At 68.9% G+C, this 25,676-nt stretch carries 26 protein-coding genes and 1 pseudogene; 8 read left to right on the plus strand and 19 right to left on the minus strand.

All coding sequences use genetic code 11. The features are described 5' to 3' along the window. Positions 1 to 274, plus strand: a pseudogene (locus tag A5663_RS07470) (alanine dehydrogenase); the annotation flags it as partial. 155 nt (positions 275 to 429) lie between these two features. Here A5663_RS07470 and bla read toward each other — a convergent pair. The 5 genes from bla to A5663_RS07495 form a co-directional block, all read right to left on the minus strand. Beyond that, on the minus strand, positions 430 to 1,320 hold the full coding sequence (gene bla, locus A5663_RS07475; protein WP_068146108.1) for a class A beta-lactamase: 891 nt from the start codon (positions 1,318 to 1,320) through the stop codon (positions 430 to 432). Positions 1,321 to 1,338: 18 nt separating this feature from the next. Continuing rightward, complete coding sequence (locus tag A5663_RS07480) at positions 1,339 to 2,679, minus strand: pitrilysin family protein (protein WP_082973985.1); 1,341 nt, start codon at positions 2,677 to 2,679, stop codon at positions 1,339 to 1,341. After that, positions 2,657 to 4,912 carry a polyribonucleotide nucleotidyltransferase gene (locus A5663_RS07485; RefSeq protein ID WP_068146113.1) on the minus strand — a complete coding sequence of 752 codons (2,256 nt, stop codon included), beginning with the start codon at positions 4,910 to 4,912 and terminating at the stop codon, positions 2,657 to 2,659. The genes A5663_RS07480 and A5663_RS07485 overlap by 23 nt, the downstream gene beginning before the upstream one ends. Positions 4,913 to 5,199: 287 nt before the next feature. After that, complete coding sequence (gene rpsO, locus A5663_RS07490) at positions 5,200 to 5,469, minus strand: 30S ribosomal protein S15 (RefSeq protein ID WP_067224957.1); 270 nt, start codon at positions 5,467 to 5,469, stop codon at positions 5,200 to 5,202. A 147-nt stretch (positions 5,470 to 5,616) separates the two neighbouring features. Further along, positions 5,617 to 6,588, minus strand: coding sequence for a bifunctional riboflavin kinase/FAD synthetase (locus A5663_RS07495; protein WP_068146118.1), 972 nt, complete (start codon positions 6,586 to 6,588; stop codon positions 5,617 to 5,619). Between the two features lie 82 nt (positions 6,589 to 6,670). On the opposite strand from A5663_RS07495, the gene mntR reads away from it, so the two are divergent. After that, positions 6,671 to 7,366: a manganese-binding transcriptional regulator MntR gene (gene mntR / locus A5663_RS07500; protein WP_068146122.1), complete on the plus strand. Its 696-nt coding sequence runs from the start codon at positions 6,671 to 6,673 to the stop codon at positions 7,364 to 7,366. Here the strand turns inward: mntR and A5663_RS07505 are convergent. The 4 genes from A5663_RS07505 to A5663_RS07520 form a co-directional block, all read right to left on the minus strand. Then, positions 7,363 to 7,773, minus strand: coding sequence for a DUF6632 domain-containing protein (locus A5663_RS07505; protein ID WP_068146127.1), 411 nt, complete (start codon positions 7,771 to 7,773; stop codon positions 7,363 to 7,365). The genes mntR and A5663_RS07505 overlap by 4 nt on opposite strands. An 81-nt stretch (positions 7,774 to 7,854) precedes the next feature. After that, complete coding sequence (gene truB, locus A5663_RS07510) at positions 7,855 to 8,736, minus strand: tRNA pseudouridine(55) synthase TruB (protein ID WP_068146130.1); 882 nt, start codon at positions 8,734 to 8,736, stop codon at positions 7,855 to 7,857. Beyond that, on the minus strand, positions 8,733 to 9,404 hold the full coding sequence (locus A5663_RS07515) for a 4'-phosphopantetheinyl transferase (protein WP_304443150.1): 672 nt from the start codon (positions 9,402 to 9,404) through the stop codon (positions 8,733 to 8,735). The genes truB and A5663_RS07515 overlap by 4 nt, the downstream gene beginning before the upstream one ends. A 2-nt stretch (positions 9,405 to 9,406) precedes the next feature. Continuing rightward, positions 9,407 to 10,363 (minus strand): metallophosphoesterase, encoded by a 957-nt coding sequence (locus tag A5663_RS07520; protein WP_068146134.1) that lies wholly within the window; start codon positions 10,361 to 10,363, stop codon positions 9,407 to 9,409. 130 nt (positions 10,364 to 10,493) lie between these two features. Between A5663_RS07520 and A5663_RS07525 the strand changes: the two genes are divergently transcribed. Further along, entirely contained in the window at positions 10,494 to 11,063 is a 570-nt protein-coding gene (locus tag A5663_RS07525) for a DUF3558 domain-containing protein (RefSeq protein WP_068146139.1), read from the plus strand. A 70-nt stretch (positions 11,064 to 11,133) separates the two neighbouring features. Next, positions 11,134 to 12,801: a CocE/NonD family hydrolase gene (locus A5663_RS07530; RefSeq protein WP_068146308.1), complete on the plus strand. Its 1,668-nt coding sequence runs from the start codon at positions 11,134 to 11,136 to the stop codon at positions 12,799 to 12,801. Here the strand turns inward: A5663_RS07530 and A5663_RS07535 are convergent. Together A5663_RS07535 and A5663_RS07540 are read right to left on the minus strand one after the other, a co-directional pair. Further along, positions 12,790 to 13,335 (minus strand): DUF1802 family protein, encoded by a 546-nt coding sequence (locus A5663_RS07535; RefSeq protein WP_068146142.1) that lies wholly within the window; start codon positions 13,333 to 13,335, stop codon positions 12,790 to 12,792. The genes A5663_RS07530 and A5663_RS07535 overlap by 12 nt on opposite strands. Beyond that, complete coding sequence (locus A5663_RS07540) at positions 13,332 to 13,607, minus strand: DUF2277 domain-containing protein (RefSeq protein ID WP_068146144.1); 276 nt, start codon at positions 13,605 to 13,607, stop codon at positions 13,332 to 13,334. Before A5663_RS07540 ends, A5663_RS07535 begins: the two co-directional genes overlap by 4 nt. 23 nt (positions 13,608 to 13,630) lie before the next feature. Between A5663_RS07540 and A5663_RS07545 the strand changes: the two genes are divergently transcribed. Together A5663_RS07545 and A5663_RS07550 are read left to right on the plus strand one after the other, a co-directional pair. Further along, positions 13,631 to 14,398, plus strand: coding sequence for an enoyl-CoA hydratase (locus A5663_RS07545; RefSeq protein WP_068146146.1), 768 nt, complete (start codon positions 13,631 to 13,633; stop codon positions 14,396 to 14,398). Between the two features lie 85 nt (positions 14,399 to 14,483). Next, positions 14,484 to 15,044 (plus strand): class I SAM-dependent methyltransferase, encoded by a 561-nt coding sequence (locus A5663_RS07550; RefSeq protein WP_068146151.1) that lies wholly within the window; start codon positions 14,484 to 14,486, stop codon positions 15,042 to 15,044. A 93-nt stretch (positions 15,045 to 15,137) separates the two neighbouring features. On the opposite strand, the gene A5663_RS07555 is transcribed toward A5663_RS07550, so the two are convergent. The 7 genes from A5663_RS07555 to rimP form a co-directional block, all read right to left on the minus strand. Then, positions 15,138 to 16,481 carry an MATE family efflux transporter gene (locus A5663_RS07555; RefSeq protein WP_068146153.1) on the minus strand — a complete coding sequence of 448 codons (1,344 nt, stop codon included), beginning with the start codon at positions 16,479 to 16,481 and terminating at the stop codon, positions 15,138 to 15,140. Then, entirely contained in the window at positions 16,474 to 17,472 is a 999-nt protein-coding gene (locus A5663_RS07560) for a bifunctional oligoribonuclease/PAP phosphatase NrnA (protein WP_068146157.1), read from the minus strand. The genes A5663_RS07555 and A5663_RS07560 overlap by 8 nt, the downstream gene beginning before the upstream one ends. Next, the gene (gene rbfA / locus A5663_RS07565; protein ID WP_068146160.1) at positions 17,447 to 17,950 is read right to left on the minus strand and encodes a 30S ribosome-binding factor RbfA; all 504 of its coding nucleotides are present in this window, start codon (positions 17,948 to 17,950) and stop codon (positions 17,447 to 17,449) included. The genes A5663_RS07560 and rbfA overlap by 26 nt, the downstream gene beginning before the upstream one ends. A 2-nt stretch (positions 17,951 to 17,952) precedes the next feature. Next, positions 17,953 to 20,634, minus strand: coding sequence for a translation initiation factor IF-2 (infB, locus tag A5663_RS07570; RefSeq protein WP_068146163.1), 2,682 nt, complete (start codon positions 20,632 to 20,634; stop codon positions 17,953 to 17,955). A 101-nt stretch (positions 20,635 to 20,735) separates the two neighbouring features. Further along, the gene (locus tag A5663_RS23775; RefSeq protein WP_369816598.1) at positions 20,736 to 21,113 is read right to left on the minus strand and encodes a YlxR family protein; all 378 of its coding nucleotides are present in this window, start codon (positions 21,111 to 21,113) and stop codon (positions 20,736 to 20,738) included. A gap of 48 nt (positions 21,114 to 21,161) precedes the next feature. Further along, positions 21,162 to 22,217, minus strand: a complete 1,056-nt coding sequence (nusA, locus tag A5663_RS07580; RefSeq protein ID WP_068146168.1) for a transcription termination factor NusA — start codon at positions 22,215 to 22,217, stop codon at positions 21,162 to 21,164. Between the two features lie 3 nt (positions 22,218 to 22,220). Continuing rightward, positions 22,221 to 22,754 (minus strand): ribosome maturation factor RimP, encoded by a 534-nt coding sequence (gene rimP, locus A5663_RS07585; protein ID WP_068146310.1) that lies wholly within the window; start codon positions 22,752 to 22,754, stop codon positions 22,221 to 22,223. Positions 22,755 to 22,888: 134 nt separating this feature from the next. Here rimP and A5663_RS07590 point away from each other — a divergent pair, with 134 nt between their 5' ends. Both A5663_RS07590 and A5663_RS07595 read left to right on the plus strand, forming a co-directional pair. Next, positions 22,889 to 23,398, plus strand: a complete 510-nt coding sequence (locus A5663_RS07590; RefSeq protein ID WP_197503326.1) for a hypothetical protein — start codon at positions 22,889 to 22,891, stop codon at positions 23,396 to 23,398. Then, positions 23,395 to 23,856 carry a ferritin-like domain-containing protein gene (locus A5663_RS07595; RefSeq protein WP_068146172.1) on the plus strand — a complete coding sequence of 154 codons (462 nt, stop codon included), beginning with the start codon at positions 23,395 to 23,397 and terminating at the stop codon, positions 23,854 to 23,856. Before A5663_RS07590 ends, A5663_RS07595 begins: the two co-directional genes overlap by 4 nt. A gap of 58 nt (positions 23,857 to 23,914) precedes the next feature. On the opposite strand, the gene A5663_RS07600 is transcribed toward A5663_RS07595, so the two are convergent. After that, positions 23,915 to 25,669: a proline--tRNA ligase gene (locus A5663_RS07600; protein ID WP_068146175.1), complete on the minus strand. Its 1,755-nt coding sequence runs from the start codon at positions 25,667 to 25,669 to the stop codon at positions 23,915 to 23,917. Positions 25,670 to 25,676: the final 7 nt, after the last annotated feature.

A 25,676-nucleotide genomic window follows, 5' to 3' on the forward strand; every position in this document is an offset into this window, starting at 1 on the left:
CACCCACGACGACCCGACCTACAGCGTCCACGACACCGCCTTCTACTGCGTCGCGAACATGCCTGGTGCCGTGCCGCGGACGTCGACGTTCGCCCTGACCAACGCCACCATGCCGTTCGTCCTCGAGCTGGCCGACCGGGGCTGGCGAGACGCCTGTCGAGCGGACGCCACCCTGGCCAGGGGGCTGTCCACCCACGCGGGCGCGCTGCTGTCCCGGCAGGTCGCGAATGATCTGTGCCTGCCGTTCACGGAGCCGTCGAGCATCCTGGCCTGAGCCCGCGGCCGAAAACATAGGGATTCCCCCGATTCAATCCCGGCCGCTGATGCCATACCCTTCGGTACAGCGGTTGGCGTGGGGGAGCGTGTGGGGGGCTGCCGCTCGACCAACCGCCCCGGCTGCGGGGAGCCCGGGGCGGTTTGGTGGAAATATCAGGTGAGCAGCGCCGGAACGAGTAGTCCGGCCAGTTCTGCGATCAACGCGCGGTTGTTCGGCGTGCTCGGATCGCTGCCGGCCGTCCTCGTCATGATCGACAGCAGCAGGCGCTCACCGTTCGGCCCGTAGGCGATGCCCACGTCGTTGGTGCTGGCGTAATCGCCGCTGCCCGTCTTGTCGGCCGTCGTCCATCCCGGCGGCAGGGCCGGCCGCACACTCGACGTCCGATTCGCGCGCATCCACTCGTCGAGTTGCCGGCGTTGCGGCTCCGCGAGCACTGCGCCGGTCAGGATCGAACGGAATCCGCCGCCGATGGCCTCAGGTGTGGACGTGTCGCGGAGGTCGCCGGGAATCGCTGTGTTCAACTCGGTCTCCCACCGGTCCAGCCGCGAACGCGGATCGCCGATGCTACGGGCGAAGTCGGTGATCGCCGACGGCCCGCCGAGCACGCGCAGCAGCCAGTTTGCTGCGGCGTTGTCGCTCTGCTGCAGTGCGGCCTCGCACAACTCGGCAAGTGTCATCGACTGCCCGACCCGAGTCTCGGTGACCGGCGAGTTCGGCAGGATGTCGCTGCGCTCGATGGTGACGCGATCGGTCAGTGCGAGCTCACCGCGTTCGGCTTTCTGGAGTACTCGCGCGGCGGCGTAACCCTTGAACGTCGAGCACATCGCGAAGGAGTCCTGGGCACGGTGTGCGATGGTGCGCTCGGTGTCCAGGTTGACCGCGAACACGCCGATCAGCGCGTTGTGCCGCGCCTCCAACTCACCGATCCGGTCGCCGATCGGCGCGCCGGGAAGAGGGTCGGCCACCGCGGGGCGCTGGCTGCAGGCAACCGCTGCGAGCGTCAAGCCACCGACCAGGACACGGCGCCGCGACAGTCGAGTCATCGGCCCAAGAGTAGCCGATCAGCCGGCGAGGGCCCGAAGAGGTTGCGGCAGTGACTGTTTCATGGTTTGTGGTCCCAGCACGGCGCCGCCGTACCGGCGGTTCAACAACGTGCGGGCCACGGTGTTGACCTCGTCGAGCGTGACCGCGTCGATGTTGGCCAGCGTCTGCTCAATGGTGCGGTGTTCGCCGAAATGCAGCTCGCTACGTCCAATCCGGTTCATCCGCGACCCGGAGTCTTCGAGGCCGAGCACCAGGCCGCCGCGCAACGAACCCTTCGCTATCCGGCATTCGGCTTCGGTGATCCCGTCACGGGCCACGGCCTGCAGCACATCGGTCGTCACGCGGACGACCTCGTCGAACCGCTCCGGCAGGCAGCCGGCGTACACCGACAGCGCCCCGCTGTCGGAGAAGGTGTCCACCGTCGAGTACACCGAGTACGCCAGCCCGCGGCTCTCCCGAATCTCCTGGAACAGCCGCGAACTCAGGCCCCCGCCCAGCGCGGTGTTGAGCACCGACAACGCCCACCGGTGCTCCCAGTGACGTCCCGGCGTGCGGACGCCCAGCGTCAGATGGGTCTGCTCGGCGTCGCGGCTGACCAATTGCAGGCTCGGTTGCCCGCTCAACCGGCCGGTCCCCCTGCGGGGCGCCACCGGCTCGCGGCCACGGACGAGCCGAGCGCCGAAGTACTCGCGCGCCAGCGCGACCACTTCGTCATGGTCGACGTTGCCCGCCACGGCCAGCACCATCCGCTGCGGCGTGTACCGCCGGACGTGGAAGGAGTGCAGCTGCGCGCGGGTCATCGACGAGATCGACTCGACGCTGCCGATGACCGGCCGGCCGACCGGATGCGAGCCGAACATCGCCGACAGGAACACGTCACCGAGAGTGTCTTCGGGATCGTCGTCGCGCATGGCGATCTCTTCGAGCACCACGTCGCGTTCGACCTCGACGTCCTCGACGGCGCACTTGCCCCGCAGCACCACATCGGCGACCAGGTCGACGGCCAACTCCAGGTCGGAGTCGAGCACGTGGGCGTAGTAGCACGTGTGCTCGCGGGCGGTGAACGCGTTCAGTTCGCCACCGACGGCGTCGACCGCCTGGGCGATGTCCACCGCCGAGCGCGTCGGTGTCGACTTGAACAGCAGGTGCTCGAGGAAATGCGCCGCGCCGGCGACGCTGGGGCCCTCGTCGCGCGAACCGACGTTGACCCACAGCCCCACCGATGCGGAGTGCACGGACGGGATGTACTCGGTGACCACACGCAGGCCACCGGGCAACACGGTGCGGCGCACCGCCAGTGACGATCCGTCGCCGCGTTCGCCGCGGCGCAATTCGCTAGCTGCTCGCCGCGGCGGCATCTGCCGGTGCCGTCTCGGCCGACTCCGCGGAGTCTTCCTCGGCGACCAGGATCAGCGAGATCTTGCCCCGGTTGTCGATGTCGGCGATCTCGACGCGCAGCTTGTCGCCGACCTTGACGACGTCCTCCACCTTGGCGATCCGCTTGCCGCGCCCCAGCTTCGAGATGTGCACGAGCCCGTCGCGGCCCGGCAACAGCGACACGAATGCGCCGAAATCGGTTGTCTTGACGACAGTTCCGAGGAACCGCTCCCCCACCTTGGGCAGTTGCGGGTTGGCGATCGCGTTGATCTTGTCGATGGCCGCCTGCGCCGAGGGACCGTCGGTCGCGCCGACGAAAACCGTGCCGTCGTCCTCGATGGATATCGACGCACCGGTCTCCTCGGTGATCGAGTTGATCATCTTGCCCTTCGGGCCGATCACCTCGCCGATCTTGTCGACCGGCACCTTGATCGTGGTGATCCGCGGCGCGTACGGGCTTATCTCGTCGGGCCGGTCGATCGCCTCGGCCATCACCTCGAGGATGGTCAGCCGGGCGTCCTTGGCCTGCGACAGCGCACCGGCCAGCACCTGAGACGGAATCCCGTCGAGCTTGGTGTCCAGCTGCAGTGCGGTGACGAACTCCTTGGTACCCGCGACCTTGAAGTCCATGTCGCCGAAGGCATCCTCGGCACCGAGGATGTCGGTCAGCGCGACGAAGCGTCTTTCGACGCCACCACCCTCGACTTCGATGTCGTCGGACACCAGGCCCATCGCGATACCCGCGACCGGCGCCTTCAACGGCACCCCGGCGTTGAGCAGCGCGAGCGTCGACGCGCACACCGAGCCCATCGACGTGGAGCCGTTGGAGCCCAACGCCTCCGACACCTGACGGATCGCGTACGGGAACTCCTCGACGCTCGGCAGCACCGGAACCAGCGCCCGCTCGGCCAGCGCACCGTGGCCGATCTCGCGGCGCTTCGGCGAGCCGACGCGGCCGGTCTCACCGGTCGAATACGGCGGGAAGTTGTAGTGGTGCATGTAGCGCTTGCTGGTTTCGGGCCCCAGCGAGTCGATCTGCTGGGCCAGCTTCATCATGTCGAGCGTGGTGACACCGAGGATCTGCGTCTCGCCGCGCTCGAACAGCGCGCTGCCGTGCGCTCGCGGCACCACCGCGACCTCGGCGCTCAGCGCGCGGATGTCGGTGATGCCACGGCCGTCGATGCGGAAATGATCGGTCAGAATCCGTTGGCGCACAAGCTTTTTGGTCAGCGACCGGAACGCGGCGCCGACCTCTTTCTCGCGGCCGGCGTACTGCTCGGCCAGCCGCTGCAGCACCTCGGCCTTGATCTCGTCGGTGCGGTCGTTGCGCTCCTGCTTGCCGGCGATGGTCAGCGCCTCGGACAGGGCGTCGGTCGCCACCGAGGCGACCGCGTAGTAGACGTCGTCGCCGTATTCGGGGAACACGGGGTACTCCCCGACCGGCTTCGCCGCGCGGCCGGCCAGCTCCTGCTGCGCCTCGCACAGCACCTTGATGAACGGCTTGGCGGCCTCCAGGCCCTCGGCGACCACGGCTTCCGTCGGCGCCTGGGCGCCGCCGTTGACCAACTCGACGACGTTGTCGGTGGCTTCGGCCTCGACCATCATGATCGCGACGTCACCGTCTTCGAGGACGCGACCCGCGACCACCATGTCGAACACGGCCCGCTCGAGCTGCTCGACGGTCGGGAACGCGACCCAGGTCCCGTCGATCAGCGCGACCCGCACACCGCCGATCGGACCGGAGAACGGCAGGCCCGCCAGCTGGGTGGACATCGAGGCGGCGTTGATCGCCAGCACGTCGTAGAGATCCTTGGGGTCCAGCGACATCACCGTCACCACGACCTGGATCTCGTTGCGCAACCCGTCGACAAACGATGGGCGCAGGGGCCGGTCGATCAACCGGCAGGTCAGGATCGCGTCGGTTGAGGGGCGGCCTTCGCGGCGGAAGAACGAGCCGGGGATGCGCCCGGCGGCGTACATGCGCTCCTCGACGTCGACCGTCAGCGGGAAGAAGTCGAAGTGGTCCTTGGGGTTCTTGCTGGCCGACGTGGCCGACAGCAGCATGGTCTCGTCGTCGAGATAGGCGACGGCCGATCCGGCGGCCTGCTGGGCGAGCCGGCCGGCCTCGAAGCGGATGGTGCGGGAGCCGAAGCTTCCGTTGTCGATGACGGCGGTCGACTCGTACACGCCGTCTTCAATTTCAACTACAGACATGGGTGTCCGTATGGCCTCTCTGGGTTCAGTGCTTGCACTGTTCAGCTGTTTTCGCGGCGTCACAGCTACCGAACCACCGGCCTCGATGCGGCTACGGCCGTCGATCGAAGCTGCCGGCAACTCGTCCGGCAGCCACTACCGAAGACCGCGCGATCAGGCAGGTCCGGTTATGACGCGCGGGAACGGTGCTCGCGGAGCTGCGAAGACCGCACCCTGGTCGTTCGAGCCGAATCGGCAGTCGAACGAGGCCATCGTACTCTGCCGCAGGTACTGGGCCGAAATTCGCGTCAGCGACGCAGCCCGAGGCGCTCGATCAGCGAGCGGTAGCGCTGCACGTCGACCTGGGCGACGTACTTGAGCAGCCGGCGGCGACGGCCGACCAGCAACAGCAGCCCGCGCCGCGAGTGGTGGTCGTGCTTGTGCACCTTCAGGTGCTCGGTCAGGTCGGTGATCCGCTTGGTCAGCAGCGCGACCTGCGCCTCCGGCGAGCCGGTGTCGGTGTCATGCAGGCCGTACTCGCTCAGGATGCTTTTCTTCTGTTCGGCGGTGAGCGCCACGAAACAACTCCATCTTCTCAGTTCGCGGGAAGGGCCGAGCCGGGCCCGGGAAGGCGCAGCCGCCGCGAACTGCAGCGCACGCCAGGTCGGCACGGAGTCTAGCAGCGGCGCGTCCGGGTAATGAAATCCGCGGAACGCGGGCGCGGCTCAGCGGGACAGGATCGAGCGGGCGTGCTCGGTGTCGCGGCCCATCTGCTCGACCAGCTCCTGCACCGTCGCGAACTTCTCCTGCCCGCGCAGCCGCACGACGAAGTCGACCGCGACGTGCTGGCCGTACAGGTCGGCGTCGGTGTCGAGCACGAACGCCTCGACGGTGCGCGTGCGCCCGGAGAAGGTCGGGTTGGTGCCGACCGACACCGCGGCCTGGTATCGCTCACCCGGGACGACGCTGCCGGTGATCGGTCCGTGACCGAGCACGGTGAAGCAGGCCGCGTAGACGCCGTCGGCGGGGATCGCCGAGTACATCGGCGGCGCCACGTTGGCAGTGGGGAAACCGAGTACCTTGCCGCGTCCGTCCCCGCGGACCACCACGCCCTCGACGCGGTGTGGGCGGCCCAGCGCTTCGGCGGCCGCGACGACGTCCCCGGCGTCGACGCAGGACCGGATGTAGGTCGACGAGAACGCGACGGTCTCGTCCTGGTGGTGCTCGGAAACCAGCGACATGCTCTCGACGGCGAAGCCGAACCGCTCGCCGGCCTTGCGCAGCAGCGCGACGTTGCCCGCGGCCTTCTTGCCGAAGGTGAAGTTCTCCCCCACCACGACCTCCACCACGTGCAGTCGTTCGACCAGCAGTTCGTGGATGTAGCGCTCGGGGGTCAGCTTCATGAAGTCGGCGGTGAAGGGCATGACCAGGAACACGTCGATGCCGAGTTCCTCGACCAGTTCGGCGCGCCGGGTCAGCGTCGTCAGCTGGGCGGGATGGCTGCCCGGGAACACGACCTCCATCGGGTGCGGGTCGAACGTCATCAGCACCGCCGGGACACCGCGGGAACGGGCGGCCTTGACCGCGTGGTTGATCAGCTCCTGGTGGCCGCGATGCACACCGTCGAAGACCCCGATGGTGACGACGCATCGGCCCCAGTCGGTTGGGATCTCGTCTTGTCCCCGCCAGCGCTGCACGAAACCAAGACTACGGCGCGCCGGGGGCTCGGTGCTTCGCTGGATGCCCAGATGAGGTGACCATTGCCTAAACTTTGTCACTGTGAATCCTGCCGGTGATGCGCGCGACCTGACGACGGTTGCGCAGGACTACCTGAAGGTCATCTGGACCGTTCAGGAGTGGTCGCAGGAGAAGATCAGCACCAAGCTGCTCGCCGAGCGGCTCGGCGTTTCGGCCAGCACGGCCTCGGAGTCGATCCGCAAGCTCGCCGACCAGGGACTGGTCGACCACGAGAAGTACGGCGCGGTGACGCTGACCGAGGCCGGCCGGGCCGCCGCGCTGGCGATGGTGCGTCGCCACCGGCTGATGGAGACGTTCCTCGTCCGCGAGTTGGGTTACAGCTGGGACGAGGTGCACGACGAGGCCGAGGTGCTCGAGCACGCCGTGTCCGACCGGATGCTGGACCGCATCGACGCGAAGCTCGGCCATCCGACCCGCGATCCGCACGGCGACCCGATCCCCGCCGCTGACGGCCAGGTGCCCACGCCGGACGCGCGCCAGTTGTCGGCCTGCCACGACGGGGACACCGGCACGATCGCGCGGATCTCCGACGCCGACCCGGAGATGCTGCGCTACTTCGAGAGCGTCGGCATCAACCTCGACTCACGGCTGCGGGTGCTGGCCCGCCGCGACTTCGCAGGAATGATATCGGTGGCGATCGAATCCATCGACGGCGGCGACACGACGGTCGAGCTGGGAAGCCCTGCAGCAGAGGCGATCTGGGTGGTCGCGAGCTAGCTTCGCTGGTCTGCCGGGAGTTCGGAACGCGTGAGCCCGGCCGCCCGCACGAGAACCGACAGCACGATTGCGATGAGCAGCAGTGCCGGCACGTCACCCCACAGGTGCCCGATCTCGCGTTCCCCGCGCAACGCCTGCACGGCCATGATGACCGCGTGCACGACGCTCGACCACACCGCAAACCAGATCAAACTGAGGTTCGCCCGTGGATCACGCGCTGCGTTGATCAGGAAGACGCCGAGCGTGATGTAGATCCCGACGATCATCATGAAGTAGTCGGAATGATGCGGCGGTCCCGGATGCCATGCCCAGCCTGACGGCCACACCACCGCAAGGGGATACAGGCACAGCGCGAGCACTCCGATGACGGCCAGCGCTATTTGGAGGAGCTTGTACGGAGACGCCATGATGACTCCGATCTCTAGACGCCGCTGACAGTATGCGCCGCGAAGACTGTCCGTTTAACGAAGTTGGCGACAAGTCCCGGACTACAGCGTCGCCGGGCGCAGCACCACCACCGACTTGGTGCGCTCCGACCGGTCTTGCAGCAACGCGATCACCTGCCCGTCCGGGGCCGCCGCCGCGTAGACGCCGTCGATACCGGCGGGTTCGAGCGGACGGCCTTGGCGGGCGTCCTCGGCCTCGGCGGCGGTCAGGTCGCGGCGCGCAAACGCCAATAGGCATGCGGCGTCGAGGCTGTAGGACAACCGCGGCGCGTCGGCGAGGTCGTCGAGCGTGCGCGCCTCGCGCAATCCGAAGCCGCCGACCCGGGTGCGCCGCAACGCCGTGAGGTGCCCGCCGACTCCCAGCGCAGCGCCGACGTCGCGCGCCAAGGCCCGGATGTACGTGCCACTGGAGCAGTCGACTTCGACGTCGACGTCGACGAGACCGGGTGTGCGACGGACGGCGAGGACGTCGAAGCGGTCGATGCGGACGCGGCGCGCCGCCAGTACGACCGGCTGCCCTTCGCGGACGAGTTTGTAGGCCCGCTGGCCGTCGACCTTGATCGCACTGACCGCCGAGGGCACCTGCTCGATCTCGCCGCGCAGCCGGGCGACCGCCTGTTCGATTTGCGCGTCGGTGACGCCGTCGGCCGAAACAGTCTGCAGCACTTGCCCTTCGGCGTCTTCGGTGGTGGTCGTTTGGCCCAGCCGGATCGTTGCGGAATACCCTTTGTCGGTCGCCGTCAGCAGGCCGAGAATCTTGGTGGCCCGCCCGATTCCGACGACGAGCACGCCGGTCGCCATCGGGTCGAGCGTGCCGGCGTGCCCCACTTTGCGCGTGCCGAAGAACCGGCGGCAGCGGCCGACGACGTCGTGGCTCGTCATGCCGGCGGGCTTGTCGACGACGACCAGACCAGCTTCACTCACAGCACGATCGCGGTCAGCGCCAGACCGTCGCGTACCGACCACCGGCCGGGCAGGGCCTGCAGCGGCGGCCCATGCTCCGCGGCGGGATCGATGAGGATTCGCGAGACGAACCCGCCCGAGGTCCCGCCGTCGTCGACGTCGAAGACGATGTGCGCATCCTCGAAGCCCAGCCAGCGGTGGGTCAGCGGGAACCACGCCTTGTACGTTGCCTCCTTGGCGCAGAACAGGATTCGATCCCAGTGCAGACCGCCCGGCAGCTGCGCCAGCTCCATTCGCTCGGCGGGCAGGCTTATCGCGTCGAGCACGCCGTCGGGCAGCACACCGTGCGGTTCGGCGTCGATGCCGACCGACCGCACCTCGGCTTGCCGGCCCACCGCAGCACCGCGGTAGCCGTCACAATGGGTCAGCGAGCCGACGACGCCGTCGGGCCAACGTGGTTCGCCCTTGTCCCCCTTGAGGATCGGCACCGGCCCCACCCCGAGCTCACCGAGCGCTTGACGCGCGCAGTGCCGCACGGTGACGAACTCGTTGCGGCGCTTGGCCACCGACCTGGCGACCAGCGGCTCCTCCTCCGGCAGCGGCGCGAGCTCCGGCGGATCGCGATACAGTTCCGCGGCGGCCAGCCCAGTCGTCGTGGGCAGCACACCGGATAGCAACGAGGCGGTGATCGTCATCGCGAGGCTTGCCTGTCGCGGATCCGTTGCTGCATCTTCTCGGCGTTCTCCCGCATCTCCCGGGTGATCTCGAAGTGGCCGCCGAACTCGTTGAGATAGCCGGGCGGGTACTGCGGATCGGGCAGGATCTGGCGCATCCACCGATACGGCTTGCGGCGCCGCCACTCTCGCGGATATCCGACCGAGACTTCCTCGAAGCGCACGCCGTCGTACCAGGTGGTGCGCGGGATGTGCAGGTGCCCGTAGACCGAGCAGATCGCGTTGTAGCGGGTGTGCCAGTCGGCGGTTGCCGTGGTGCCGCACCACAGTGAGAACTCCGGGTAGAACATCGCGTCGCAGGGCTCGCGGACCATCGGGAAGTGGTTGACCAGAACCGTCGGGGTCATCCAGTCGAGATCCTCGAGCCGCTTGCGGGTGTGGGCCACGCGGTCGCGGCACCAGGCGTCGCGCGTCGCATACGGTTCGGCCGACAGCAGGTACTCGTCGGTGCCGATGATGTTGCGTTCCCGCGCGATCGCCAGCCCCTCGGCCTTCGTCGCCGCACCTGCGGGCAGGAAGGTGTAGTCGTACAGCAGGAACATCGGCACGATGGTCGCCGGGCCGCCCTCCTCCGTCCACACCGGGAACGGGTGCTCGGGCGTGACGATGCCCATCTCGTCGCACAGGTTGACCAGGTAGTCGTACCGGGCCCTGCCGAAGATCTGCATCGGGTCGCGGTTGGTGGTCCACAGCTCGTGGTTGCCCGGGATCCAGATCACCTTGGCAAACCGCTTGCGCAGCAGATCCAGGGCCCAGCGGATCTCGTCGGTGCGTTCGGCGACGTCGCCGGCGACGATGAGCCAGTCATCCGGCGAGGCCGGGTGCAGCGACTCGGTCACCGGTTTGTTGCCGGTGTGACCCGTGTGCAGGTCGCTGATCGCCCAGAGGGTGGGTCGTCGGCCGTCGCGTGTCACAACCGACCAGCCTACTTAAGGCGATGTCACCGACTCGCCGGCAACTGGAACATGTTCTCTTTCCTCCTCGGCGGCCGGCGGGCGCCCGCTACACTCCCCGCAGGGTCGGACCGACGGACAAAGGGGTGTGATGGCCGCCAAGCTGCGCCTGCTCTCGGTGCTGTGCGCGTTGGTCGCCGCGGTGACCGTGGTGTGGCAGACCAATCCCGCGAGCGTTCCGCAGGTGAGCGTGAACGAGCTCCCGATGACGAACGTGACGACGTCGATCAAGTGGCCCGTCGTCGAGACGACGAACCCGTCCCCGTTCAACCCGTGCAAGCAGATCCCGCTCGAGGCGGTCCAGGCCATCGGGCTGGCGTTCACGCCTCCGGTTCCCGAGGACCAGCTGCGCTGCAAGTACGACGCCGGCAACTATCAGATGGCCGTCGAGGCGATCGTCTGGCGCTCCTACGAGCAGACGTTGCCCACCGACGCGGTCGAACTCGACATCGACGGGCACCGCGCCGCGCAGTACTGGATCATGAAGCCCACCGACTGGAACAACCGCTGGTGGGTCACCTGCATGATCGCCTTCGACACCAGCTACGGAGTGCTGCAGCAGTCGCTGTTCTATTCGCCGATCTACTCCAAGCCGAACCCCGACTGCATGCAGACCAATCTGCAGCGTGCCCACGAGCTGATCCCGCACTACGTGTTCTGAGGCGCTTCCGCTCGATCTGCTGAGGGGCGTTGCGCGGGTGCCCGAGCCCGGGCTGCGTAGCCTCGACAAGGTGACCACCGTCGCTGCTGCTGCCACCTCCCGTCCGAAGACCGCGCGGTTCGCCGGACGCATCCTCTCGCGCCTGTTCCGCCTGCCCCCGAACACGTGCGGCTTCGAGGTACACAAGGTCAGCATCCCCATGCGCGACGGCGTCGAACTCAAGGGCGACCACTACGCGCCGGCGACCGACAACCCGGCCGGCACGGTGCTGGTCCGCTGCCCCTACGGCCGCCGGTTCCCTTTCGCGGCGTTGTACGCCGGCGTGTACGCGTCGCGCGGCTATCACGTCGTGTTCCAGAGCGTGCGCGGCACATTCGGCTCCGGTGGCGAGTTCGACCCGATGGTCAACGAGATCGCCGACGGCGCCGACACGGTGGCCTGGCTGCGCCGGCAGGACTGGTTCACCGGAACGTTCGCCACGATCGGGCTGTCGTATCTCGGCTTCACGCAGTGGGCGCTGCTGATGGACCCACCACCCGAGATGAAGGCTGCCGTCATCACCGTCGGTCCGCACGATGTGAGCGGTCCGCGCTGGGGCACTGGCACATTCGCGCTCAACGACTTCCTCGGCTGGAGCGAGCTGGTGGCCCGCCAGGAGGAGCGCAACAAGCTGCGCGTGCTGTGGGGCCAGCTGCGGTCGCGTCGCGCCCTGGCTCGCGCGACGACACGGCTGCCCGCGGGTGAGGCCGGCCGGGCGCTGCTGGGCTCCGGCGCGTCGTGGTGGGAGTCCTGGCTGGACCACCCCGAATCCGACGACCCGTTCTGGACGTCGCTGAACATCCGCGAGGCATTGGACCGCACCGAGATACCGGTGCTGCTGATCGGCGGCTGGCAGGACCTGTTCCTCGAACAGACGCTCGCGCAGTACCAGCGCCTGCACGAGCGGGGAGTGACCGTCGGGCTGACGATCGGCTCGTGGACACATGCCGAGGTGATGGGCAAGGCCGCGCCGACCGTCATTCGCGAGTCCCTGGACTGGCTCGGCACCCACCTGAGCGGGCGCGCCGGTCGTCGCCGCCGCCCGGTGCGCATCTTCATCAACGGCCGGGGGTGGACGGAGCTCTCCGAGTGGCCGCCGGAGATGCCCGAGCAGGTGCGGTACCTGCAGCCCGGCGGCCGGCTCGGTGACGCGGTGCCGCCCGAGACGGCGCCCACCGCGACGTTCACCTACAACCCCGCGAACCCGACACCCACGGTCGGCGGCCGGCTGCTCTCGCCGGATGGCGGTTACCGCCGTGACACCGCACTGGCCCAGCGGGCCGACGTGCTGAGCTTTACCGGCGACCGGCTGCCGACCGACCTCTACGTCGTCGGCACGCCCGTGCTGGAGCTCTCGCATTCGTGCGACAACCCGCACAATGATCTGTGGGTGCGCATCAGCGAGGTGGACGCCAAAGGGCGCTCACGCAATATCAGCGACGGATATGTCGGTGCGGCAACGGATTCGGGCATCGTGCGAATCGAGCTGGACGCCGTGGCGCACCGGTTCTCCGCCGGCTCGAGGATCCGTGTGCTCGTGGCCGGCGGGTCGCACCCGAGGTTCGCCCGCAACCTGGGCACCGGGGAACCGCTCGGCACCGGTTCTGCGCTCGCCTCCGCCACCCACACCGTGTATCTGGGCGACGGTGTCTCGCGGCTGGTCCTGCCCGCAGGTCCGCGTCCTCCGTCAACCGACTGAGCGGCGCACGTCGTCGGCGATCTCGTCAAGCGTGGCGTCGTCATGGACGGGCGGCGCCCAATCGGGGTCGACGGACAGCGGTACCCAGCTGGTGCACCCGGCGTAATCGGGCGTGCGCGCGAGCTGCAGCGGTTGGCGCAGCGGGCTTGCCCGCACGACGAGCGCGGTGAGCCGGTGTTTGGGCCGGAAGTCGAGACGGTCCGCCACGATCGACTCGTCGGTCCAGATGTGGTGTCGCGCAATGCATTCGAGGGCCTCAGGGCGGTTGACCTCGATCGCGGCGACGACGTCGGCGCCCGCGCGGAGCACCACCGCATCCTCGGTGCTGTCGCCGGCCGCGGCGGCGAGAAGGTCGCGGTGCTCAGGGCGTACCCGCTCGGCGTGGCTGTGGGCGACGGTCGGAAAGAGCAGGAAACGTGATGCGGTGACGGCGAACCGCTTCTCGTGGACGCCGCCCTTGCGCAGCAGCACTGTTTGCCTGCCGTCGAGCAGCGCGTGCACCGCCGCGCTCCACTCCTTGAGCGCGGTGGTCACCGCGCAGTTCGGGCGGCGATCCGGGCGCGTACTTCAGGCCTACGGAGCGGCGGCACGGTGCTGGGCGGCTGACGTCGCGGCGGCAGCGAGGACAGCAGCCGCCGAGTGGTCTCGGTAACCTCGGCGACGGCGGCCTCGAAGGCGTCGGCGTTGACGGCCGTCGGCCGGGTGATCCCGCTGACCTTGCGGACGTACTGGCGCGCCGCAGCCTCGATCTCCTCGTCGCTCGCCGCCGGTTCGAGCCCGCGTAGCTCGGTGATGTTTCGGCACATGCGTCCACGATAGGTTCATTGGCATGACCGGCCCAGCGAGTACCGACATCCTGCTGATCACGACCCAAGACCGGGTGCGCACGCTCACCCTGAACCGGCCACAGGCGCGCAACGCGCTGTCGGCGGAACTGCGCAGGCGGTTCTACGCCGCGCTCGGCGATGCGCAAGCAGACGACGGCGTGGACGTCGTGATCCTCACCGGCGCCGACCCGGTGTTCTGCGCGGGCCTGGACCTCAAAGAGCTCGGCGATACGACCGAGCTGCCCGATATCTCGCCCAAGTGGCCGCCCATGACGAAGCCGGTGATCGGAGCAATCAACGGTGCGGCGGTGACCGGCGGGCTGGAGCTCGCGCTCTACTGCGACATCCTGATCGCCTCCGAGCAGGCCCGGTTCGCCGACACCCACGCCCGCGTCGGCCTGCTCCCGACCTGGGGGCTGTCGGTGCGGCTGCCGCAGAAAGTCGGTGTCGGGATGGCGCGCCGGATGAGTCTGACCGGTGATTACCTGTCGGCCGAAGAGGCACTGCGCGCCGGACTGGTCACCCAGGTGGTGCCGCACGCCGAGCTGCTGGCGAGCGCACGGCAGGTGGCGGCGTCGATCGTCGGCAACAATCAGCGCGCGGTCCGCGCCCTGCTCGCGTCCTATCACCGCATCGACGAGGCGCAGACCAACGAGGGGCTCTGGATCGAAGCCGCGTCGGCGCGGGAGTGGATGCGCAGCGCCAGCGGCGACGACATCGCCGCCAACCGCGACGCCGTGCTGCAGCGAGGCCGCTCGCAGGTCCGCTGAACCTGACATTTGCGCGACGGTGCGTGTTTGCACACGACACACCGACTTCCAGCGGCATTTTGCGCACGCTCGTAGGCTGTCGAGCGTGAACGAAGCGCACGAGTACTGCGGAAGCGACGAGTGGCGGCAGTTGATCCGCGAAGTCATCCTGCCGTGGGCGCTGGGTGAGATCGATCTCGGTGACGACGTGCTCGAGGTCGGCCCGGGGTACGGCGCGACGACCGATGTGTTGAGCGAATCGGTCGCGCGGTTGACCTCGGTGGAGATCGACGACGAGCTGGCCGCGATGCTGCGGGACCGGTTCGCCGATGTGCCGACGGTCGAAATCGTGCGCGGGGACGCGACGACGCTGTCCTACGACGACGGAAGATTCACCGGCGCAGCGTGTTTCACGATGCTGCACCATGTTCCGACGGTCGAGATGCAGGACAAGTTGTTCGCCGAAGTCGCCCGGGTGCTGCGGCCCGGCGCCGCCCTGGTGGCCAGCGACAGCCTCGGCAGCGACGAGTTGGCCGTCGCGCATGAGGGTGACACCTACAATCCCGTCGACCCGGCGACGCTCCGGGACCGGTTGGCAGCCGCCGGTTTCGGTGACGTGAAAGTCAAGACGACGGAGTTCGGCTGGGCCGCGGTAGCGCGCCGGTAAGTGAAACCGCACACTGATCGCGTCGCGAAGGTGCGGAAAATGCCGTAAAAGCGCGGCGTGTCGTGTGCAAACACGCACGCTCGCGCCAAGAAGTTAACCAGTCCCCGGAACCAGCCAGCGGCCGGAGAACGCGCGCCAGCCCACGAACACCAGCCGCAGCACCATGAACGTCGACAACCCCGACCAGATCCCGAGCAGGCCCCAGCCGAACGCCAGGGACAGCCAGATCAACGGCAGGAAGCCGAGCAACGCGCTGGTCAGCGTCGCGTTGCGCATGAACTTGGCGTCACCGGCCCCGAGAAGCACCCCGTCCAGCGCGAAAACAATTCCGGCAATAGGCAATTGGGCCACCATGAACCACCACGGCACCCCGATCGCGTCGAGCACCGATTGGTCGTCGGTGAACACACTGGGAAACACCGACGCGCCGACGGCGAACACCACGGCGAGCACGGCCGACGCCAACGTGGAGAAGATCGTCACCCGCCACGCCACCGACTTCGCGTGCCCCAACTCGCCGGCCCCCAGCGCCGCACCGACCAACGACTGTGCCGCGATCGCCAGTGAATCCAGCACCAGCGCAAGGAAATTCCACAACTGCAGCACAACCTGGTGGGCGGCGACGGCGGCCGCACCGAAACGGGCGGCGACCGCACCGGCCGAAACGAAGCAGGCTTGGAAAGCCATCGTCCGCATCAGCAGATCGCGGCCCATCACCACTTGCGCGCGCAACACCGGCGGCTGGATCCGCAACGGCACCTGTTCGGTCACCAGCGCGCGGCAGAACAGCGCGGCGGCCAGCCACTGCCCCGCCATGTTCGCCACGGCTGAGCCCGCCAGCCCGAGCCTCGGCATCCCCAGCCAGCCGTAGACCAGCAGCGGACACAGCACCGCCGACACCCCGAACCCGAACACTACGAACCTCAGCGGCCGCACCACGTCCTGCACTCCGCGCATCCACCCGTTGCCGGCCGCCGACACCAGGATCGCGGGCACCCCGACGATCGCGATACGCACCCAACTCAGGGCTTCGTCGGCGATCTCCCCGCCTTCGGACGACCCGGCCAGCGCCGACACCAGCGGCACCGCGAAAACCTCTACCGCACAGATGATCACGGCGCCCAGGCCGAGGGCCAGCCACGTCGCCTGCACACCCTCCCCGACCGCCGCCTTGCGATCGCCCGCCCCGAAGAAACGAGCCGAGCGCGCGGTGGTCCCGTAGGACAGAAAGGTCATCTGCGAGCTCAGCGTGGTCAGGATCAGCCCGCCGATCGCCAGCCCGGCCAGCGCCAGAGCACCCAGCCGGCCCACCACCGCGAGGTCGAACAGCAGATAGATCGGTTCGGCGGCCAGCACGCCGAGCGCCGGCAACGCCAGCCCGGCGATGCGGCGGCCGTCGACCGGACCGTCCGGTGGCTCCGCTACGGGTTCAGCCAAGGGCCGCGTGCAACGCCTTGACCACGTCGTCGGCGGACCCGGTGGCCGAGTATCCGGCGGCGAACCGGTGTCCGCCACCCCCGAATCCGCTGGCGACCGGTGACAGGTCGTAGGACTTCGCTCGCATCGACACCGACCAGCGTGCAGGCTCGATCTCTTTGAGCACCGCGGCCACTTCGGCCTGCTCCGTGGTGCGCACGATGTCGACGATGCTCTCGACCTCTTCGGGCCGCGCCTTCGACCATTCCTGGTATCCCACAACGGCATACACCAGGCCCTGGCCGCCGGCGGCTTCGGGCAGTAACTCCGCCGAGGACAGCACCCGCGACAGCATCGGCAGCCAAGCGAACGGATGGGTGTCGAGCAGCGTGCGGCTGATCGCAGCGTTGTCGACGCCGAGGTCGACCAGGCGCGCGGCCAGCCGGTGCGCGCGTGGACTGGCCCACCGGAACGAGCCGGTGTCGGTGGTCAGGCCCGCGTAGAGGCAGTGCGCGACACCGATGTCGATCGGTTTGCCCCAGGCGTCCAGCAGATCGGCCACCAGCATCGTGGTGGAGTCGGCCGAAGCGTCGACGTAGTTCGCGCTGCCGAACAGCTGATTCGACGCGTGGTGATCGATGACCAGCACCTCACGGCAGTGCTCGGCCAGTTCACGCAGCGCTCCCAGCCGGTTGATGCTGGGAATGTCGACGGTGACCACCAGGTCGACATCGCGGCGCATCTCGTCGGGGCCGACGAGCAGGTGCCCGCCGGGCAGCGATTGCAGCGATTCGGGCAGGTCCGCCGGCTCGGCGAAGCTCACCTGGACGCTCTTGCCCAACTGGTCGAGCACCAGCGCCAACGCCAGCCCGGCACCGATCGTGTCGGCATCGGGATACACGTGGCACACCACGCCGATCGTCGCGGCAGCCGAGAGCAAATCGGCGGCGGCATGAGCGTCGACCCGATCGCCTACTTCGGCAGCGTCAGTCGTCTTGTCTATCGCGGTCACCGATGTCCTCAGCGTCGTCAGGCCCCCCGGGGACTGCTTCGCCCTCCACCTCATTGACACGGTACGGGTCGGCGTCCCCCGCGTGCTTAGCGCCTTGCCGAACTCTCGCCAAATCCTCATCCGCGGCGCGGGCGCGGGCGAGCAGTTCCTCCATCTTGACCGCGGCATCGGGGACGGTGTCCCGCTCGAACGTCAGCGTCGGAGTGAAGCGCACGCCGAGACTCGCGCCCATCTTGGACCGCAGCACACCCTTGGCCTTCTCCAGCGCCGCGGCCGCCGCTCCGTAGTCCGGCTCCTCGGACAGCGAGGAGCCGAGCACGGTGTAGTACAGGGTCGCGTCGTGCAGGTCGTTGGTGACCTTGGCGTCGGTGATCGTGACGCCGGTCAGCCGCGGATCCTTGATCTCGTACTCGATCGCCGAGGCGACGAGGGTCGAGATGCGCTTGGCCAGCCGGCGTGCTCGTGCCGGATCCGCCATCTCTAGGTGCGCTCTTTCTCGACCAGCTCGTATGTCTCGATGACGTCGCCTTCCTTGATGTCGGAGTAGGTCAGCGTCAGACCGCACTCGTAGCCCTCGCGGACCTCGGTGACGTCGTCCTTCTCGCGACGCAACGAGGAAACGGTGAGGTTCTCGGCCACCACGACGTTGTCGCGCAACAACCGGGCCTTGGCATTGCGCCGCATGATCCCCGACTGGACCAGGCAGCCGGCGATGTTGCCGACCTTCGACGACCGGAAGATCGCGCGGATCTCGGCCCGGCCGAGTTCGCGCTCCTCGTAGATCGGCTTGAGCATGCCCTTGAGCGCGCTCTCGATCTCGTCGATGGCCTGGTAGATGATCGAGTAGTAGCGGATCTCCACACCCTCGCGGTTGGCCAGCTCGGTGGCCTTGCCCTCGGCGCGGACGTTGAAGCCGATGATGATCGCATCCGAAGCCGACGCCAGGTTGACGTTGGTCTCCGTCACGCCACCCACGCCGCGGTCGATGACGCGCAACTCGACCTCGTCGTCGACCTGGATGCCCAGCAGGGCCTCCTCGAGCGCCTCGACCGTGCCCGCGTTGTCGCCTTTGAGGATCAGGTTCAGCTGGCTGGTTTCCTTCAGCGCCGAATCGAGGTCCTCGAGGCTGATGCGCTTGCGGCTGCGGGCCGCCAGGGCGTTGCGTTTACGCGCGCTGCGCCGGTCGGCGATCTGACGGGCGATGCGGTCCTCGTCGACGACGAGGAAGTTGTCGCCCGCGCCGGGCACCGAGGTGAAACCGATGACCTGGACGGGCCGCGACGGCAGCGCCTCGGCGACGTCCTCGCCGTGTTCGTCGACCATGCGGCGGACGCGGCCGTAGGCATCGCCGGCCACCACCGAGTCGCCCACCCGCAGCGTGCCGCGCTGGATCAGCACAGTCGCCACCGGGCCGCGGCCGCGGTCCAAGTGCGCCTCGATCGCCACACCCTGGGCCTCCATGTCGGGGTTGGCCCGCAGGTCCAGCGACGCGTCCGCGGTCAGGATGACCGCTTCGAGCAACGCCTCGATGTTGGTGCCGGCCTTGGCCGAGATGTCGACGAACATCGTGTCGCCGCCGTACTCCTCGGGGACCAGCCCGTATTCGGTGAGCTGACCGCGGATCTTGGCCGGGTCGGCACCTTCCTTGTCGATCTTGTTGACCGCCACCACGATCGGCACGTCGGCCGCTTGAGCGTGGTTGACCGCTTCCACCGTCTGGGGCATGACACCGTCGTCGGCCGCGACCACCAGGATCGCGATGTCGGTGGCCTTCGCACCGCGGGCACGCATGGCGGTGAACGCCTCGTGACCGGGGGTGTCGATGAAGGTGATGGGTCGCTCGTTGCCGTCGAGGTCGACGGCGACCTGGTAGGCGCCGATGTGCTGGGTGATGCCGCCGGCCTCACCCTCGCGCACGGTGGCGTTACGGATCGTGTCGAGCAGTCGGGTCTTGCCGTGGTCGACGTGGCCCATGACGGTGACCACCGGCGGACGCTGCTCGAGGTCGTCCTCGTCTCCGGAGTCTTCTCCGTAGGACAGGTCGAAGCTCTCCAGCAGCTCGCGGTCCTCGTCTTCCGGCGAGACGACCTGAACTTTGTAGTTCATCTCGCTGCCGAGCAGCTCGAGGGTGTCGTCGCCGACAGACTGCGTCGCGGTGACCATCTCGCCGAGATTGAACAGGGCCTGCACCAGCGCGGCCGGGTTCGCGTCGATCTTCTCGGCGAAATCGCTCAGCGACGCGCCGCGGGCCAGCCGGATCGTCTCACCGTTGCCGTGCGGCAGCCGGACGCCGCCGACGACCGGGGCCTGCATGTTCTCGTATTCGGCGCGTTTCGCCCGCTTCGACTTGCGACCGCGCTTCGGGGCGCCGCCGGGACGGCCGAACGCACCGGCCGCACCACCGCGCTGGCCGGGACGACCGCCGCCGCCGGGACGGCCGCGATAGCCGCCACCACCGGCCGGGGCGCCGCCACCGCCGCCGCGGTAGTTACCGCCGCCGCCTGCGCCACCGGGACGACCGCCTTGTCCCGCACCGGGACGGGGACCGCCGCCGGGGCCCGGCCGTGGGCCGCCACCGGGGCGCGGGGGCCGGGGTCCGCCGGGACGCGGCGGCATGTTGCTCGGCGACATACCGGGCCGAGGGGCGCCGGGGCGCGGGCCGCCGGGGCCGGGCCGAGGACCTTGCGGACGCGGTATCGGCCGGTCGACCGGCTGCTGCGACGAGAACGGGTTGTTGCCGACGCGCGGCACCCGCGGCGCGGGCTTGGGCGCGCTCGGCGCAGGACCGGGCCGCGGGCCGGGTGTCGGACCGGGACGCACAGCCGGCGCGGCCGGCGGGGCGGCCGCTGCTGGCGGGGGTGCGACGGGCGGAGCGGCGGCGGCCGGGGCCGCTGGCTTCGGGGCGGGCGCCGCCGGGGGCGCCGCTGGAGCGGCGCTCTTGGCGGGCGTCGCGGCCGGCGAGCCGTTTCCGTCCGCCTTGACCTTCTCGGCGGCCGGCTTGCCGCCGCCGAACGATTCCCGCAACCGGCGGGCGACCGGCGCCTCAACCGTGGAGGACGCGGACTTGACGAACTCGCCCTGTTCGCTCAGCCGAGCGAGAACTTCCTTACTGGTGACACCGAGTTCCTTGGCCAACTCGTGTACACGGGCCTTACCTGCCACTACATCTCCATCTCTAGAGGCGTCAGCGGTGGTAGGCGCCGCGCCTCGGGTTAGCTATGACGCATGGTCATCGGGACTTCACGGTGTGCTCATGTTCTTCGCTACCTGTTCTCTTGACCGGAGTGGCCGGGCGCTTCGGCGCTGCTGAGAGCGCCGACGTGCTCGACCACCGCGGATACGTCCGGTGAACCGGTGATCCGCAGCGCTCGACCGAAGGCTCGCCGCCGAATCGCCGCATCGAGGCACTGTGGATCGGGATGCAGCCAAGCACCCCGCCCCGGCAGCTTTCTCGCCGGGTCGACGGTCACGGCACGATCACCGTTCCCGTCACCGGCTGCGACCACCCTGAGCAGTTCGACGGCCAGCTCTCGCTTTCGGCACCCCACGCAGGTCCGCACCGGTCCGACAGGTTCGTCGGGGCTGCGTCGTTGCGCCGAAGCCGAAGTCTCGCGCTGGATCACAGGTGAGTCTACCGTCACTGTCGCGGGTAATTGAAAATGGCTGCGCCGGTCGGCGTGGGGCCGGGCTCAGGACTCTTCGGCTGCCCCGCGCGCGGTGTTCGCGGGCCGTTCGGCATCGGGTTTCGGACTGCCGCTGGGGGCGGCGTCGCTGCGGATGTCGATGCGCCAACCGGTGAGCCGGGCTGCCAACCGTGCGTTCTGCCCCTCCTTGCCGATCGCCAGCGACAACTGGAAGTCGGGTACCACGACACGTGCGGCACGGGCCGTCTCGTCGATGACCGCCACCGAGACCACCTTGGCGGGCGACAGCGCGTTGGCGACGAACTTCGCCGGGTCGGGGTCGTAGTCGATGATGTCGATCTTCTCGCCCGACAACTCGCTCATGACGTTGCGCACCCGCTGGCCCATCGGCCCGATGCAGGCGCCCTTGGCGTTGAGGCCCGACACCCGTGAGGTGACCGCGATCTTCGAGCGGTGGCCGGCCTCGCGGGCGACCGCCACGATCTCGACGGACCCCTCGGCGATCTCGGGCACCTCCAGAGAGAACAGCTTGCGCACCAGGTTCGGATGGGTGCGCGACAGCGTGATCAACGGTTCCCGCGCCCCACGGCTGACCCCGACTACATAGCAGCGCAACCGGTCACCGTGTTCGTAGCGTTCACCGGGCACCTGCTCGGCAGCCGGGATGACGCCCTCCGAACCCTTCGTCTCACTGCCCATCCGCACGACGACCAGGCCGCGGGCGTTGGCGCGCGCATCGCGCTGGATCACGCCGCCGACGATGTCGCCCTCCCGCGCCGAGAACTCCCCGTAGGTCTTCTCGTTCTCCGCATCGCGGAATCTCTGCAGCATCACCTGGCGTGCCGTCGTGGCGGCGACGCGGCCGAAACCCTCTGGGGTGTCATCCCATTCGGTGATCGGATTGCCGTCCTCGTCGGCCTCGGTGGCAATGACCTTGACTTCACCGGACTTGCGGTCGATCTCGATGCGCGCCTCGGCGGCATGTCCCTCGGTGTGCCGGTAGGCGGTCAGCAGCGCGGATTTGATGGTCTCGACGAGTTCGCCCACCGGAATACCCCGGTCGACCTCGATGGCGTGCAACGCGGCCATGTCGATGTTCACGCGTCAAGCCTCCTTCCCAGATTGGCCGACCAGCTCCAGTTCTCGCGGACTGGGAGGCGAGAATTCGACCTGCACAACGGCTTTCGCAATCCCCTCGAGCGGGAGCTCACGAACCGAGAAGTTGGCTTGGCGACCTTCCCGGACCACCAGACGCACCACGCCGTTCACGGTTTCGCCGAGCCGGCCGGTGAGCTGCGTGCCGTCGGACAACGTCAGTTCGATCTTGCGGCCGAGCGCCCGGCGGTAGTGCTTCTCGGACGTCAGCGGCCGGTCCACGCCCGGGGAGGTCACCTCGAGGACGTACGGTGTCCATCTGGCGTCGGCCTCGTCGAGCAATGCTGAGGCGGCCCGCGACAGCTCGGCGATCGAATCGAGATCGAGGCCGTCGTCGCCGTCGGCGACCACCGTGATGCGCGGCGGACGCGCCGCGGCGTCGACGGTTACGTCCTCGATTTCGTAGCCTGCGCGCGCGAACTCGTCGTCGAGTAGCTCGATCACCTCTTTCTGCGACGGCAATGCCGCAGAACGCTCCGTCACGGCGAGCTCCTCGTCTTGAGTTGTCCGGACCCGATTACCGCGGCACAACCGCCGAATCGACTCCCAACGATACGCCAGCACCGCCGCGGTAAACGCCAAACGAGCACCGATGCGATCTTCAGCGCAATGGCAAGATGTTGCTCGTGCCGAGCCCTCTGCCGACCCTCAGCAGGCGACGCGTGCTGGCCTCGGCCGCGGCGTTGGCCCTGCTCGGCGCGACCGCTGCGGCATGTGGGTCGCCGCCGCCTCCGCCCGAGGTCGACGAGCTCGCCGCCCAGCTGGACCGAGCGCGCTCCGACAGCCAGCTGGCCACCGATGCCGCCGCCGAACAGCGCGGCGCCGTCGCGCAGGCGTTGACCGCGGTGGCGGCCGAACGCGCTGCCCACGCCCAGGCGCTTTCCGATGAGCTGGTCCGGATGCGCGGCAACGAGGCGCCTACCAGTACCCCGACCAGCACGACCGCGGAGCCGGCGAGGGCGCCGACGGTAGCCGACGTCGCCAACGCGCTGCGCGGGTCGGCGGCCACCGCCACCGAACTGGCGGCCAAGCTCTCCGGCTACCGCGCCGGGTTGGTCGCGTCGATCGCCGCGGCGTGCACGGCGGCGCCCACGGTGGCCCTCGCCGAGCCCGGACGGCCGCAATGACGTCGGTCGAGCCGCCGCGGCCCTCGGACCCGGCCGACGGGGCGCTGTTCGACGCGATCGCCACCGAGCACGCGACCATCTACGGGTACGGGGTGGTGTCGGCGCACTCGACGCCGGAGGTCAACGACCTGGTGTCGAAGACGATGGCCGAACACCGGGCGCGCCGTGAGGCCGCGCTGGCCATGCTCGAGGCCCGCTCGATCGCGGGCCCCGTGCCCGCCGCCGGTTACCAGCTGCCGATCGACGTCCAGACACCCGCCGACGCCGCGAAGCTCGCGGTTCGTATGGAGGAGGACGGCGCCGTCGCGTGGCGGGCCGTCGTCGAGCAGGCCAAGACCGAACAGGACCGCGCGTTCGGCGTCGCGGCGCTGACGCAGAGCGCCGTGACGGCCGCGCGCTGGCGGCAGGTGCTCGGCACGACCCCGGTCACGGTCGCGTTTCCCGGCGGCCACGAGTAACGGCGCACCGTTTCGCCGAGCGTGCGGTCACGGCGATTTCAAGGGCTGTTTTTCGCGCTCAGCGCACGTTCGGCGAAGCCAGCACGGCCGAGATGTCGGCCGCCGCGGCGTCGACGGCGACGTCGCGCTTCTCCCCGGTGAACCGGTTGCGCAGCTCGACGACCCCGTCGGCCCAGCCGCGACCGACCACCACGATCCACGGCACACCGAGCAGCTCGGCGTCCTTGAACTTGACGCCCGGCGAGGCCTGCCGGTCGTCGAGCAGCACGTCGTGCCCGAGCCGGTCGAGCTCGGCCGCCAAGCCTTCGGCGCCGGCGCGGGCGGCGGCGTCCTTGTTCGCGATGACGACGTGTACGGCGAACGGCGACACCGCCGACGGCCAGCGCAGGCCGAGCTCGTCGTGGTGCTGTTCGGCGATGACGGCGACCAGTCGCGACACGCCGATGCCGTAGGAGCCCATCGTCAACCGAACCGGCTTGCCGTTCTCGCCGAGCACGTCGACCTCGAACGCGTCGGTGTACTTGCGGCCCAGCTGGAAGATGTGGCCGATCTCGATACCGCGGGCCGACACCAGCGGTCCGGCGCCGTCCGGCGAGGGGTCACCGTCGCGCACCTCGGCGGCCTCGATCGTGCCGTCGGGGACGAAGTCGCGACCGGCGACCAGGCCGACGACATGGCGGCCCGGCTCGTCGGCTCCGGTGATCCACGCCGTGCCGCCCACGACACGCGGATCGACGAGGTAGCGAATACCGTTGTCCTGCAACGCCTTCGGGCCGATATAGCCTTTGGCCAGGAAAGGGTGGCGAGCGAAGTCGGCGTCGTCGAGCAACGCGTACTCCGCGGGTTCGAGCGCGGCGCCGAGCCGTTTGTCGTCGACTTCCCGGTCACCGGGCACACCGATCCCCAGCAGTTCCCATTCGCCGCCGGGCTGCCGCGTCTTGAGCATGACGTTCTTCAGCGTGTCGGCCGCGGTCACCTCACGGTCCAGCGCCGAATTGGCCCAGTCGACCAGCGTCGCGATCGTCGGCGTGTCCGGGGTGTCGTAGACAGTGGCCGCTGGCTGGCCGTCGATCGGCAGGGGCGCAGGAACAGCGGTGGTGACCGCCTCGACGTTGGCGGCGTAACCCGATTGCACGCACCGCACGAACGTGTCCTCGCCGATCTCGCTCTCGGCGAGGAACTCCTCCGACGCGCTGCCTCCCATCGCGCCCGACACCGCCGAGACGATGACGTAGCGCACGCCCAGCGTGTCGAAGATGCGCTGGTACGCCTGGCGATGCGCCGCGTACTGCGCCGCCAGGCCGTCGTCGTCGACGTCGAACGAGTACGAGTCCTTCATCACGAACTCGCGTCCGCGCAGGATGCCCGCCCGTGGCCGCGCCTCGTCGCGGTACTTGGTCTGGATCTGGAACAGCAGCAGCGGGAAATCCTTGTAGCTGCTGCACTCCCCCTTCACCGTCAGGGTGAACAGCTCCTCGTGGGTGGGGCCCAGCAGATACTCGTTGCAGCGGCGGTCCTGCAGGCGAAACAGGCTCTCTCCGTACTCGGTCCATCGGTTGGTGGTCTCGTACGGCGCCCTGGGCAGCAGCGCGGGGAACAGGATCTCCTGCCCGCCGATGGCGGCCATCTCGTGGCGCACGACCCGCTCGACGTTGCGCAGCACCCGCAGCCCGAGCGGCAGCCAGCTGTACAGCCCGGGCCCGACCGGCCGGATGTAGCCGGCGCGGATCAGCAATTTGTGGCTGGGCACTTCGGCGTCGGCCGGGTCGTCGCGCAGGGTGCGCAGAAACAGCTCCGACATGCGGGTGATCACAGCCGAC

Origin of the sequence: Mycobacterium sp. E740 (assembly GCF_001672895.1) — a bacterium.
Taxonomy (GTDB): Bacteria; Actinomycetota; Actinomycetes; order Mycobacteriales; family Mycobacteriaceae; genus Mycobacterium.